The sequence below is a fragment of the Pseudomonas sp. GW821-FHT07G10 genome (assembly GCF_059418545.1).
Map to the genome: position 1 here is coordinate 146,571 of NZ_JBWKQB010000006.1, position 13,006 is coordinate 159,576.

General features: G+C 58.4%; 10 protein-coding genes. 6 read left to right on the plus strand and 4 right to left on the minus strand.

Features of this window, described 5'->3' with window-relative positions:
* Positions 1–33 precede the first annotated feature (33 nt).
* On the plus strand, positions 34–951 hold the full coding sequence (gene metR, locus AC07O1_RS10700; protein ID WP_494991981.1) for a transcriptional regulator MetR: 918 nt from the start codon (positions 34–36) through the stop codon (positions 949–951).
* 141 nt (positions 952–1,092) lie between these two features.
* On the opposite strand, the gene AC07O1_RS10705 is transcribed toward metR, so the two are convergent.
* The 4 genes from AC07O1_RS10705 to nosR form a co-directional block, all read right to left on the minus strand.
* A complete protein-coding gene (locus AC07O1_RS10705) occupies positions 1,093–1,596 on the minus strand; it encodes a GNAT family N-acetyltransferase (RefSeq protein ID WP_495088741.1) in 504 nt (167 codons plus the stop codon).
* A gap of 42 nt (positions 1,597–1,638) precedes the next feature.
* On the minus strand, positions 1,639–2,277 hold the full coding sequence (locus AC07O1_RS10710; protein ID WP_495011100.1) for a LysE family translocator: 639 nt from the start codon (positions 2,275–2,277) through the stop codon (positions 1,639–1,641).
* Between the two features lie 25 nt (positions 2,278–2,302).
* Positions 2,303–2,740, minus strand: a complete 438-nt coding sequence (locus AC07O1_RS10715) for an NUDIX hydrolase (protein ID WP_495088742.1) — start codon at positions 2,738–2,740, stop codon at positions 2,303–2,305.
* Positions 2,741–2,943: 203 nt separating this feature from the next.
* Positions 2,944–4,299, minus strand: a complete 1,356-nt coding sequence (gene nosR / locus AC07O1_RS10720; RefSeq protein ID WP_495088743.1) for a response regulator c-di-GMP phosphodiesterase, NosR family — start codon at positions 4,297–4,299, stop codon at positions 2,944–2,946.
* A 265-nt stretch (positions 4,300–4,564) separates the two neighbouring features.
* Between nosR and AC07O1_RS10725 the strand changes: the two genes are divergently transcribed.
* From AC07O1_RS10725 to AC07O1_RS10745, 5 genes are read left to right on the plus strand one after another with little or no spacing between them, the layout of a single operon-like run.
* The gene (locus tag AC07O1_RS10725; RefSeq protein ID WP_495088744.1) at positions 4,565–6,871 is read left to right on the plus strand and encodes a GGDEF/EAL domain-containing response regulator; all 2,307 of its coding nucleotides are present in this window, start codon (positions 4,565–4,567) and stop codon (positions 6,869–6,871) included.
* Positions 6,868–8,742, plus strand: a complete 1,875-nt coding sequence (locus AC07O1_RS10730; protein WP_495011103.1) for a GGDEF/EAL domain-containing response regulator — start codon at positions 6,868–6,870, stop codon at positions 8,740–8,742. The genes AC07O1_RS10725 and AC07O1_RS10730 overlap by 4 nt, the downstream gene beginning before the upstream one ends.
* A 60-nt stretch (positions 8,743–8,802) precedes the next feature.
* A complete protein-coding gene (locus AC07O1_RS10735) occupies positions 8,803–9,762 on the plus strand; it encodes a cytochrome-c peroxidase (RefSeq protein WP_495088745.1) in 960 nt (319 codons plus the stop codon).
* Positions 9,759–11,570, plus strand: a complete 1,812-nt coding sequence (locus tag AC07O1_RS10740) for a DAHL domain-containing sensor histidine kinase (protein ID WP_495088746.1) — start codon at positions 9,759–9,761, stop codon at positions 11,568–11,570. Before AC07O1_RS10735 ends, AC07O1_RS10740 begins: the two co-directional genes overlap by 4 nt.
* Positions 11,567–12,973, plus strand: a complete 1,407-nt coding sequence (locus tag AC07O1_RS10745; RefSeq protein ID WP_495088747.1) for an ATP-binding protein — start codon at positions 11,567–11,569, stop codon at positions 12,971–12,973. Before AC07O1_RS10740 ends, AC07O1_RS10745 begins: the two co-directional genes overlap by 4 nt.
* Positions 12,974–13,006 lie beyond the last annotated feature (33 nt).

The following is a 13,006-nucleotide window of genomic DNA, read 5'->3' on the forward strand; positions in this document are numbered from 1 at the left end:
TGTTGATCACAAGTTTTCCTCATGGAGGCCTCAGTGCTGGAAATCCGTCACCTGAAGACCCTGCACGCCTTGCGCGAAGCAGACAGCCTGGTTGAAGCCGCCGAGCGCTTGCACCTGACCCAGTCCGCGTTGTCCCACCAGTTCAAAGAGCTGGAGGAGCGCATGGGTATGCAACTGTTCGTGCGCAAGACCAAGCCGGTGCGTTTCACCAGCGCCGGGCTGCGCCTGTTGCAGCTGGCCGATGCCACTTTGCCGCTGCTGCGCGGCGCTGAACGGGATATCGCCCGGTTAGCCGGTGGCACCGCCGGACGATTGCACATGGCCATCGAATGCCACAGCTGCTTCCAGTGGCTGATGCCGACCATCGACCAGTTCCGCGATGCCTGGCCGGAGGTTGAGCTGGACCTGGCTTCAGGTTTCTCTTTCGCTCCCCTGCCCGCCCTGGCCCGTGGCGACCTGGATTTGGTGGTGACATCCGACCCGTTGGAGCTGGCGGGCATTACTTATGTGCCGTTATTCACCTACGAAGCAATGCTCGCCGTGGCCAACCAGCATCGGCTGGCGAACAAGCCGTACATCGTGGCGGAAGACTTACTCAGTGAAACCTTGATCACCTACCCGGTGGAACGGGACCGGCTGGACATCTTCACCCGTTTCCTGGAGCCGGCGGATATCGAACCGGCACAGGTGCGCACCTCGGAGCTGACGGTGATGATGATGCAGTTGGTGGCCAGCGGTCGTGGCGTGTGCGGCATGCCCCACTGGGCTCTGCATGAGTACAGCTCACGGGGTTATGTGAAGGCCAAGCGGTTAGGCGAAAAAGGCTTGTTTGCGACGCTGTATGCGGGCATTCGCGCCGACATGCTGGACGCGCCGTACATGCGCGACTTCTTGCTGACGGCCAAAGACACCTCATTCTCGACCCTGGATGGAGTGAGTGCGGTGCGCTAAAGAGCTGCGCGCAACCCCACGCAGATCGTTCCCACGCTCTGCGTGGGAATGCAGCCCGTGACGCTCTGCGTCACCGCAGAAGCGGACGCAGAGCGTCCAATGAGGCATTCCCACGCGGAGCGTGGGAACGATCATACGTAGTTACACCCCCAACTCCCGCCACATATGGATCTTGTCGAAGTACTCCACACCCACCCTCACCGCCAACGGCTCGAGCCCGAACTGCACAAAACCGCAGCGTTGGTACAGGGTTAACGCCGCGTCATTGCCAGCGGTGACGGTCAGTTGAATCAGTTTCAACCCTTCACGCGCTCGCGCCTCGGCGAGTGCGGCTTGTACCAATTGGTAGCCCAACCCGATATGACGAGACGCAGCGGATACATACATGCCAAACAGCGTAGCCTTGTGCCGGGCTTTTTCCTGCGGTTCGAAGGCCAGACCGACGATGCCCACCAGGTTGTCGCCTTCAAACGCGCCGAGCACCAGATCCAGATCGCTGGTCAGGCGCGACTCCCACCAGGCCAATGGCATTGTGGCGCGCTCGGCGACGCTGGAGGTAAACGCCTCGGGATGCAGACCGTAGGCTTCAAGCATCAACGCCCGATACTGCGCGGCGTGTCGTTGGTTCAGGCGTTGGATGCTCATGGCGCGTTCAAACCGGCAATGAAAAATGGCTCATGTGGATTATCAGGCAGTCCGACGTTGTTCGAGCATCAAACGCACCGCGAGCGCGGCCAGCACAAAGCCCATGAAGTAGCGCTGCACCGCCAGCCACAGCGGGTTGTGGGCGAACCACGCTGCAATTCCGGAGGCAAACAATGCGATCAGCAAGTTGACTAAAAAGCTCACGCTGATCTGGGTCAGGCCAAGAATGATGCTCTGGCTGAACACCGAGCCGTGCTCGGGGTTGATGAACTGCGGAAACACCGACAGGTAGAACACCGCGATTTTCGGGTTCAGGGCACTGGTGAGAAAGCCCATCAAGATCAGTTTTCTGGAAGAGTCCGGCGACAGTTGCTGGGCCTCGAACGGCGAGCGCGCTCCCGGTTTGAGTGCCTGCCAGGCCAGCCACAGCAGGTACAGCGCGCCAGCCCATTTCAGCACTTCATAGGCCATCGGCACGGCGAGAAACACCGCCGTCAAACCTGCCGCAGCCGCGAACAGGTGCACGAAGAATCCCGCCACCACCCCCAGCAATGAAGTCACGCCGGCCTTGCGGCCCTGGCAGATCGAACGGGAAATCAGGTAGATCATGTTCGGCCCTGGCGTGAGCACCATCAGCAGTGCGGCAGCGGCGAACAGCAATAAGTCTTGAGTGGGAATCATGGAGCAGTCCTTTGTCCGTTGAAGATCAGGCAGGGGTCGTTTGTGATGCTCGATAAAACGGCAAGATCAGGTCCCGTGTCAATGGCGCCAACACCAGACCGCCATCGGTGGCCGGATCGATCCAGACCACCTCTTCGATCTCCGCTGCCGCAGCCACATCAGAGGCGATGTTCAGCTGGAAAAGTTCGGCTTCCACCACAGAACCCGGCTCGTTGGCGGCTGGAGCGCAGAACTTGCCCAGGTAACGGGCTGCCGTCGTATCGATACGCAATCCGAGTTCTTCTGCAAGCTCACGCGCCAGCGCCGCCACTGGTTGTTCATGAACTTCGATCTTGCCGCCCGGCTGCATGAACGCCTGAGTGCCGCGCTTGCGTACCAGCAGGGTTCGACCGTCTGGACCAATCAACAGCGCCGCGGCAATGCGGATGATGGAGGAAAATGTTGCGGATGATGAAAGAGTCATGGGTGAGAAATGGCCTTGGACGCAAAGGCGCAAGGATCCCATGAGTTTCAGTTTGTCGGCAATTGAGGAGCCGGGTATCGCAGTCGTTCGAACTTCGAACGGGTCATGACAGCCAGTCCGTTCCCCAAAAGGGAGAGAGCTGGCTTTCGAGTCAGGCAACGATTTCCCGCCCCCATACAACCTCGCTCCACCTCAAACAACGTCTAACCAACCTGCTGCAAGCCCCCCACCTCCTCCGGCACTTTGACAAAAATGCTGTATTTGCCCCCCTCCATGGCTTCGAAGGCGATCAGTTTCGCCACCAGCGGCCCATTGAGCTGCTTGCCGGCATTGAGCAGGAGCATGCCATTGTCGGCATTGAGGTTGCGTGCCAGCACCATGCCCGCCGCCAGTTCACGGGTGCTCAGCACTTTGACCGAAGGATCACCGACAGTGACATCGCTCAGGTACGCTGCGCAGACTTGAACGAAATCTTCCACCAGCTCCGGATCGTAAAGCTTGCCGGCGTAGTTGCGGATGAATACCAGTGCTTCATCACTGTTCATCTGCCGCTCGAGGATCAGCCCGCGCTGCAACTCGATAAAGTCCACCGCCAGTTTCAGCAGCCGCGAACCGAAAGGAATCGCCTCGCCTTTGAGGTGATCGGGGAAGCCGCTGCCGTCCCAACGCTCCTGATGGTGAAGAATCAAGCGGGCCGCATCCTTCATCGGGTCCAGGGTCATCAACAGCGACTCACTCTGTTTCGGATACCCCCGGTAACGCTCACGCTCGGTGTGGCGCAGCAAGTCGGCGGGGGCCGTCATCATGCTGTCGCTCCAGCTCAACTTACCGATGTTGTAGAGGGCCGCGGCCATGGTCAGGTCGCGACTGGTGGCCTCATCCAGCCCATGGGATTTGCAGTAGACGCGCACCAGTTCGATGATCTGCCGGTTGGTTTGCTTGGCCTTCGGTAAACGCAGATTGGCCAACAGCGAGAACACTTCGGTACCCGTGACATAGCTGTGTTTGAGCTCTTCGTAGGCCAGGTCGAGCATGTCCGCCGTTTGCTGCAGTTCAGCGGTGCGTGCAGCGACATGCTTTTCCAGCGTCGCGTTGAGCGACTTCAATTGCTCGTTCTGCTCCCAGGTCAACTGCACCAGGCGCAGCCGTTCGCGCTCGGAGTGCTGATGGGCCAGGGACTGACGCAAGGTCAACAACATTTCCTCATCGTTCCAGGGTTTGCTGATGTACCGATGGATCTGCCCTTCGTTGATCGCTTTGATGATCATCGTCAGATCCGCATAACCGGTCAGCAAAATGCGCATGGTCGAAGGGTGACGCCGATGAATTTCCACCAGCAAGGTGGCGCCATCCATATTGGGCATGCGCGCATCGGTCATCACCAGATCGATCGGTTGCTGCCCCATGACCTCCAGGGCCTGAGCGCCACTATTGGCCAATACCACGTCGTAAGGCTGGCTGCGCAGCAGACGACGCAGGCTGTTGAGGATCGACTCTTCATCATCGACCAACAGAACCTTGGGTCTGTAGGCCGAAGCCATCGCAGATTGCTCATCCATGGCAGTACCTCCTTTCAACACTGGGACGTTCATTCTTTGGGTAAATGAAAGGTAAACATCGGCTATTGCGTGGGTTTGAGCTAAAGGCTAGACGATTTTCAGCTAATTCGATGGCAATTTGAGCTCAAGCGCCCGGCGAACCCAAAGGAGCCGGACTATGCTCAAGAAAATAGGATCCAATATCTGCTCCCGCATAAGTCCGCGACAGGAAGGGATGCCATATGAATTCAACGCGCACAATGGCCGTATTCCTTGGTGTATTCCAATGAAGACGTTGCAGGAGCCGGTAAACCGACGAATCCTGATCGTCGATGATACCGCATCGATCCATCAGGACTTTTACAAGATCCTCAGCCCGCAAGCGCTTGATGAGGACGCATTGAACAGCGTCGAAGAGGCACTGTTCGGCTCCCCGGTGGCCGCTCCCCTCCAGAGCTTTTTGCTCGATTCGGCGTTTCAAGGCCTCGAAGCCCTGAACAAGGTGGAGTCGGCGCTGGCCAACGACTTGCCGTACGCCATGGCCTTCATCGATATGCGCATGCCGCCCGGTTGGGATGGGCTGGAAACCATCGAGCGACTCTGGCAGGCCGACCCCAGGCTGCAAATCGCACTCTGCACCGCGTATTCCGACTACTCGTGGGAGGACATCACCGAGCGTCTTGACCTGGGTGACCGGCTGCTGATCCTGAAAAAACCCTTCGATGCCATCGAAATTCGCCAGATGGCCAGTGCACTGACGGTCAAATGGCAGATGACCGAAAACGCCTCAATGAAAATGAACCTGCTGGAACAGGCAGTCGAGGAGCGCACCCGGGAACTGTCCGACGCCAATATCATTGTGCAGAACAGTCCGACCATCCTTTATCGCCTGCGCGGTGAGCCGTCGTTCCCGCTGATGTATATCTCCCACAACATCACCAAGTTCGGTCACGTCGCGGCCCAACTGGTCGCGTCGGCGAATTGGGCCAAGGAGCTGATTCACGTCGACGATCAGGAGAAAGTCGACGCCGCCATGGCCCGGGTGCTGGACCGCCACGCCGCAGGCGCATCCATCGAGTTCCGCATGCGCACCGGCGGCGGTGCCTGGCGCTGGGTCGAAAACCGCTATATCCCGGTGCGCGATAACGAAGGTCGGTTGCTGGAAGTCGAAGGCATCATCATCGACATCACCGAGCGCAAGGTGGCCGAAGAGAAGATCTTCCTGCTGGCGCGTACCGACGGGCTGACCGGTCTGGTCAACCGCGCCACACTGATCGAGCGCCTGCACCAGGCCTTTGCCGCGGCCCGACGCGGCGCTGCACCCTTTGCGATGTTCTATCTGGATCTGGATCACTTCAAGCGGATCAACGACACCCTCGGCCACCCGGTGGGTGATCTATTGCTGCAAGAAGTCTCCAGGCGCATCAAGGCCTGCGTACGCGAAAACGATGTAGTGGCGCGCCTGGGCGGCGACGAGTTCGCGATATTGCAGCTGGACGTGGGCGACCCGACCCATTCTGCGGCCCTGGCGGCGAAGGTCCGTGATGCGCTGGTTCTGCCCCACTCGCTGGATGGCAACGATGTGCGGGTGTCGGTCAGCATCGGTATCAGCACCTACACACCAGACAGCGCGAGCGCCGATAACCTGCTGATCCAGGCCGATATGGCGCTGTACCGTTCAAAGGAGGAGGGCCGCAACCAGTACCACTTCCACTCAGAGGAGATCAATCAGGAGGTGGTCGACCGGATTACCCTGGCCAATGACTTGAAAACGGCCATCGAACAAGGCGAGCTCGAACTGCACTATTTGCCTGAAGTCGATCTGAGTTCGGGGAAAATCCTCGGAATGGAAGCCCAGGTGCGCTGGAACCACCCCGAGCGCGGGCTGCTGGAGGCCGATGTATTCCTCCCGGCGGCGGAAAAAACCGGGACCATCATTGCCCTTGGGCATTGGCTTCTGGATCAGGCCTGCCAGCAAATGCGCCAATGGCGCGACCAGGGCATGGCGCCACCCGTGATTGCGATCAAGCTCTCCTTGGCCCAGCTCAAGAGCGGCCCGGACCTGATCTATGACGTCCTGCGGACCACCGCCCGCTGGACCCTGTGCCCTTGGGATCTGCGGTTCGACGTCACCGAAGCGACCCTGGCCCAGACCAAATGGACCCACAATGATGTGCTGCCGCGCCTGCGAGAGCTAGGAGTGAAAATCGCCATCGACGATTTCGGCACCGAATATTCCTCGTTCGACTACCTCAAGACGTACCAGGTCAACCACCTGAAGATTGCCCAGGCGTTTATCGACAGCGCCACGCGGGATCCGGCCAGTGCGACGACCCTGCGTGCCATCATCAACTTCGCCCGCGAAGTCGGCATCGGCATCATCGCCGAAGGGGTGGAAACCCAAGAGCAACGAACCTCCCTGATCTCTACCGGCTCGCCGATGAATGCTCAGGGTTACTACTTCAGTAAAGCGGTCAGCAGCCAGCAGGCCGCGCAACTGTTGATGAACGGCAGCATCGTGCTGACGCCCCCTGCCGACGCCGCAACCCTTGCGGTCGAAGACTCGCACCGACCACCGGAGGCCGCGAGATGAAGCCATCGTTAGCCATTACCAACCGGCGCATTCTGATCATTGACGACACACCGTCGATCCATGAGGACTTTCGCAAGATCCTCAGTCCTGTACCTGCGGGTGAACAGCCCCTGGCCGGCACCGAAGAGACCCTGTTCGGCACTGCTCAGCCTGTACGCCCGACCTTCGAGGTCGACTCGGCCTATCGGGGCCAGGAAGCTCTGGAGCTGGTCACGCGCGCCCTGGCCGAGGGCCGGCCTTACGCCATGGCGTTCACCGACATGCGCATGCCAACTGGCTGGGACGGACTGGAAACCATCGAACATCTATGGAAGACCGACCCTAACCTGCAGATCGCGCTGTGCACCGCCCACTCCGACTATTCCTGGGAAGCCATGGCCGAGCGCCTGGAGTTCAGCGACCAGTTACTGGTACTGAAAAAACCCTTCGACAGCCTGGTAATACGCCAGATGGCCAGTGCGCTGACCTGGAAATGGCAGATGGCTCAGGATGCGGCGCTAAAAATGCTCAGCCTGGAGCGAACCATCGAAGACCGCGTCCATGAGCTGTTGAAAGTCTCTCATCTGTTGCAGTACGACGTGCTCACCGAACTGCCCAACAGCACCCTGCTCGGTGACCGGCTGACCCAATCCCTGGCGCTCTCCAGGCGCCATGACAAGCAACTGGCGGTGATGTTCCTGGGCCTGGATCGCTTCAAGCGTATCAACAACGCCCTTGGGCATCCGATTGGCGATGAAATGCTCAAACGGGTTGCCCGCAGCCTGGCAGCGACCGTGCGTGAGTCCGATTCGGTATTTCGCTACGGTTCCGACGAGTTCGTGGTGATCCTCGCCGATGTCCATCATCCCCAGCAGACCAAAGGCATCGCCGAGAAACTCTTGAGCGCTGTGAGTACCCCTCAGCACATTGCCGGTCATGACCTGAGCGTGACCGCCAGCCTGGGTATCAGCATTTATCCCGAAGATGGCTTCGATGCCCTGGTGCTGATCAAGAAAGCCGAAACCGCCATGCGCAACATCAAGGAAAACGCGCCTAACGATTTCGGATTTTTCATCGACGACATGAATCAGCGCGCCCGTGAACAGCAAAGTATCGAGTCCGGCATCCGACTGGCCCTGGAACGCAAGGAGTTCGTCCTGCACTACCAGCCCAAACTCGACCTCAGATCCGGCAAAGTGGTCGGCGCCGAAGCGCTGATTCGCTGGTTCAAACCCGGGCACGGCTGGGTCTACCCATCGGACTTCATTTCCGTTGCCGAAGACAGCGGCCTGATTGTCCCGCTGAGCAAATGGGTGTTGGCCGAGGCCTGCCGTCAAGCCTGCACCTGGCAGGCGGCCGGGCTGCCGCCGATCAGCATCTCGGTGAACGTTTCCGCCATCGATTTCCGTCAGCGCGGTTATGTCGACGGCATAGTGCAGATACTCGAACAAACCGGTCTCGATCCGACGCTGCTCGAACTTGAGATTACCGAAAGCGTACTGATGCAAAACGTCGACGCCACCGTGGCAACCCTGCGGTCGATCAAGGCGCTGGGAGTCCGGCTGGCCATCGATGATTTCGGCACCGGTTACTCGAGTCTGAGTTATCTGCGGCGATTTCCCATCGATGTCTTGAAAATAGACCAGTCCTTCGTTCGCGGCCTGAGCAACGACAGCAATGACGCAGCGCTGGTCAGCGCCATCATCAGCCTGGGCAAAAGCCTCAACCTGAACATCATCGCCGAAGGTGTGGAAACCCTTGAGCAACTGGACTTCCTCAAGACCCATCACTGTGAGGAAGGTCAGGGCTATTACTTCAGCAAAGCGGTAGAACCTCTGGCGTTTGCCCAGTTGCTCAAGGCCGATGCGCAACCTGCACCACCGGACGAATAGATCAACGCTTTGCCCCTTCAGGTTTAACGACACTCAGGCATCCGGCCAAGGAATCATCAGATGTCGCCATACCGTCCCAACCTGATCGGCGCCCTGTTGATTGGGGTTTGCCTGACAGCCAGTGCCGAACCACTCGACGAGCCGCTAAAACCACTGCCGCCGGTCCCTCACCAGGATCCCCAACGCGTAGAGCTGGGCCGCCGGCTGTTCAACGAAACGCGGTTATCGGTCAATAACAGCCTGTCCTGTGCCAGCTGCCATCACCTGGAAAAAGGCGGTGCCGATGACAAGCCGTTTTCCCTCGGCTTCGACGGCAAGCCGTTGGCGGTCAACACCCCTAGCGTGTTGAATGCCAGCCTGAATTTCAGACAGTTCTGGAACGGTCGGGCCGATACCCTGGAAGCGCAGGCCCACAGCGTCGTGCAAAGCCCCACCGAAATGGGCAGCAACTGGAAGAACGTGGTCGAAACACTTTCCGCCAACCCGGCCTACCACTCGACCTTCAGTGCGGCTTACCCCGACGGCGTGACAGTCGCTAATGTGCAGAATGCTCTGGCGACCTACGAACGCACCCTATTGAGCAGCCGCTCACGCTTCGACCAATACCTGCTGGGCAACACCGACATTCTGACCCTCGATGAAAAGTACGGTTACCAGCGTTTCAAGGATTACGGCTGCATCGCCTGCCATCAGGGCGTAAACATTGGCGGCAACATGTTCCAGAAGTTCGGTGTGATGGGCGACTACTTCCAGGCCCGGGGCAACCCGACCGAGTCCGATCTGGGACGTTACCTGGTGACCAAGGATGAAGAGGACCGCAATGTCTTCAAGGTTCCCAGTCTGCGTAATGTCGCGGTTACCGCCCCGTACTTTCACGACGCGTCGGCCAGGACACTCGAAGACGCGGTGGACGTGATGTTCAAGTACCAGCTGGGGCGCGTCCCTTCCGAGCAGGACAAGACCTTGATCATCAAATTCCTCAAAACCCTGACCGGTGAATGGGAAGGCAAGCCGTTATGAAAATGTCCCGCAGCCTCAGCCTGGCGTTGCTCACTGGTATGTCCCTGCTGCTCGCCTCGATTCTGCTGTTCCTGTACCTCAAGTCCAGCTCCGATCAAACCACGACCTATACCGAATCACGGGATCTGATCGCACAGATAAAGCAGTTGAACGCACAGTGGGAAACCGAGGTGCTCAAGGCCAGAGTCGCCATCACCCACAACTACGATCCACTGGTTTCGCCGCTGACCGAAATGACCCGCCTTTGGGACAGGTTCGACATGATGGAGTCCAGCCATGGCCGCAATGACTCAGTGTTATGGCAAGCCAGTCATGACGCCTACCTGAACGCGATCAAGGAAAAAACCCGGCTGGTGGAGCGGTTCAAATCGCACAACGCCGTGTTGCGTAACTCCCTGGCATTTCTGCCGACCGCCGAGGACGATATTCAGGGTCAGCTCACCCGCTTCCAGGACAGTGACAAGCTGCGGCTGCAAAACTTTGCCGCCGACACCTACGACTTGTTGCTCAGCAGCCTTGAATTCGCCCAGGTCACCTCCGATGACAAAGCTGCCGATATCCAGGTCGGCCTGAACAAACTGTCGGTGGACCGGGAGCGTCTACCGGTGGAGTTCCACGGCCCGGTGGAAATTCTGGGCAACCACATCGCGCTGATCCTGCGCGAACAGCCGGTGGTCAACTCCTTGCTGGATAATATCGCCGCGATCCCTGTGGCTGAGCGCCTGGATGACATCACCAACCTGCTCAACAAAGACGAGCAACAGAACGACATCAGCGACCGCAAATACCACTTCTACATGCTGCTGTTCTCGACCCTGCTGGTGGTCTTGCTGCTGTACCTGGCGATTCGGCTGTTGCGTAGTTTCGCGGTGATCAATCGCGTCAACAAGGACCTGCAATCGGCCAACGAGGAGCTCGAACAACGGGTAGAAAAGCGCACACGTGAGCTCAAAGACACCCAGAGCGAATTACTGCATACGGCGCGCCAGGCCGGAATGGCGGAGATTGCGACCAATGTGCTGCATAACGTCGGTAATGTGCTTAACAGCGTGAATATCTCTGCTGACCTGGTCACCCGCAAACTGCGCACCAGCAAGGCGCTCGGGTTGGGCAAGGCCATGCATTTGATCAACGAACACTCGCACGACCTCGGCGAATTCATCACCCGGGACGAAAAAGGCAAGCTGCTGCCGGGATACCTGAACCAGTTGGTCGACGCCATCGCCATCGAGCAAAAAAGCATCACCGATGAATTGACCCAGTTGAGCAAAAGCGTCGATCACATCAAAGACATCGTCTCGACCCAACAGTCCTACGCCGGTGCCGCCAGCCTGGTGGAACCGCTGCAGGTCAGTGACCTGCTCGAAGACGCCCTGCGCATGAACTCCGGCGCCCTGACCCGGCACCATGTAACGGTGATCAAGGACTACAGCGATGTGCCACAGGTGATGGGCGATAAACACCGGCTGCTGTTGATTCTGATCAACCTGATCAGCAACGCCAAATACGCGATGTCCGACCTCAGTGACCGGCCTCGGCAAATGACCCTGGGGGTGAGGGTCGTCAACGATGAAACGTTGCAGGTCAGCGTCAAGGATGAAGGTGAGGGGATCGCGCCCGAAAACATGACACGGATCTTTGCCCACGGTTTCACCACCCGCAAGGAGGGTCACGGCTTCGGCCTGCACAGCTGCGCCCTGGCCGCCATCGAGATGAACGGCCACCTCACCGCCCATAGCGACGGGCCGGGCAAGGGTGCGCTGTTCACCTTGCAAATCCCTTTGAAAACCGTAGCAGGTCAAGCATGAACAACCTGTCGAACCGACGCATCCTGCTGATCGATGACACACCTTCGATCCATGAGGACTTTCGCAAGATCCTCAGCCCGCAGGCGCAGCAAAACGCCGATCTGGAGCTGATGGAAGCCGCGCTGTTCGGCAGCGAGGTCAAGCGCTCGAGCACCACGTTCGAACTGGATTCGGCCTATGGAGGTCAGGAAGGTCTGAGCAAACTCTGTGAGGCCTTGAAAAACGATCGGCCTTACTCACTGGCCTTCGTCGATATGCGCATGCCCGAGGGCTGGGATGGTGCGCAAACCATCGAACATTTGTGGAAAGAAGATCCGCGCCTGCAAGTGGTGGTCTGCACCGCCTATTCCGACTATTCCTGGGAGGAACTGCTCGACCGGCTGCTGGCCCACGACCGGCTGTTGATCCTGAAAAAGCCCTTCGACAATATCGAAGTTCAGCAGATGGCCAATATCCTCACCACCAAATGGGAAATGACCGAGCGAGCGCAGATGCAGATGAGCCATCTGGAACAGATGGTCGAGCAATGGACTCAGCAATTCAAAATGGCCAGCGACGCCCTGCAACGGGAAACCGATGAGCGTAAACAACTGGAAGACCAGTTGGTGCAATCGGAGAAACTGGCCTCCCTTGGCCAAATGGCGGCCGGCGTCGCCCATGAAATCAACAACCCCATCGGTTTCATTTCCTCCAACCTCGGCACGCTGAGCGGCTACTTCAACCATTTGCAGGAAATGCTCGACGCTTATCGCAGTGCCGAAGAAGCCATCGGTTCAAACGAGCGTCTTGAACGCCTGAAAAGCCTGCGTGAGCGGATCGAACTGGACTTCCTCATGGAAGACATTCCATTGCTGATCAAGGAGTCCAAGGAAGGTATTGGCCGGGTTGGACAAATCGTCAAAGACTTGAAGGACTTCTCCCGGGTGGACGCCAGCCAGCAGTGGCAGTGGGCAAATCTGCAGCATGGCATCGACTCGACCCTGAACATCGTCGCCAACGAACTCAAGTACAAGGCCGACGTGGTCAAGGAGTATCAAGATCTGCCCGAGATCGAATGCCTGCCATCACAGATCAATCAGGTGATCATGAACCTGATCGTCAACGCCGCTCAGTCCATGGGGCCTGAACGGGGCACGATCACGCTGCGCAACGGCATTGAAGGGGAATCCGTCTGGCTGGAGGTCGCCGATACTGGCTCAGGCATTGCGCCGGAGAGTTTGCAGAAAATCTTCGATCCTTTCTTTACCACCAAACCGATAGGGCAAGGGACCGGGCTAGGCCTGTCACTGTCCTACGGTATTGTGAAAAAGCATCGCGGGGATATTTCAGTGCGCAGTGAAGTCGGTGTGGGGACAACGTTTCGGGTTCAATTGCCGGTCCGACAGATGCTTTTGAACGATTGAATGAACCGTTCAAAAGCATCGCGGTGTATCAGA

What these genes read in the sequence shown, in the direction of transcription:
- AC07O1_RS10735 (WP_495088745.1), top strand. Translation starts at nt 8,803, where the DNA reads ATGTCGCCATACCGTCCCAACCTGATCGGCGCCCTGTTGATTGGGGTT.
- AC07O1_RS10725 (WP_495088744.1), top strand. Translation starts at nt 4,565, where the DNA reads ATGAAGACGTTGCAGGAGCCGGTAAACCGACGAATCCTGATCGTCGAT.
- AC07O1_RS10740 (WP_495088746.1), top strand. Translation starts at nt 9,759, where the DNA reads ATGAAAATGTCCCGCAGCCTCAGCCTGGCGTTGCTCACTGGTATGTCC.
- AC07O1_RS10730 (WP_495011103.1), top strand. Translation starts at nt 6,868, where the DNA reads ATGAAGCCATCGTTAGCCATTACCAACCGGCGCATTCTGATCATTGAC.
- AC07O1_RS10715 (WP_495088742.1), bottom strand. Translation starts at nt 2,740, where the DNA reads ATGACTCTTTCATCATCCGCAACATTTTCCTCCATCATCCGCATTGCC.
- nosR (WP_495088743.1), bottom strand. Translation starts at nt 4,299, where the DNA reads ATGGATGAGCAATCTGCGATGGCTTCGGCCTACAGACCCAAGGTTCTG.
- AC07O1_RS10705 (WP_495088741.1), bottom strand. Translation starts at nt 1,596, where the DNA reads ATGAGCATCCAACGCCTGAACCAACGACACGCCGCGCAGTATCGGGCG.
- AC07O1_RS10745 (WP_495088747.1), top strand. Translation starts at nt 11,567, where the DNA reads ATGAACAACCTGTCGAACCGACGCATCCTGCTGATCGATGACACACCT.
- AC07O1_RS10710 (WP_495011100.1), bottom strand. Translation starts at nt 2,277, where the DNA reads ATGATTCCCACTCAAGACTTATTGCTGTTCGCCGCTGCCGCACTGCTG.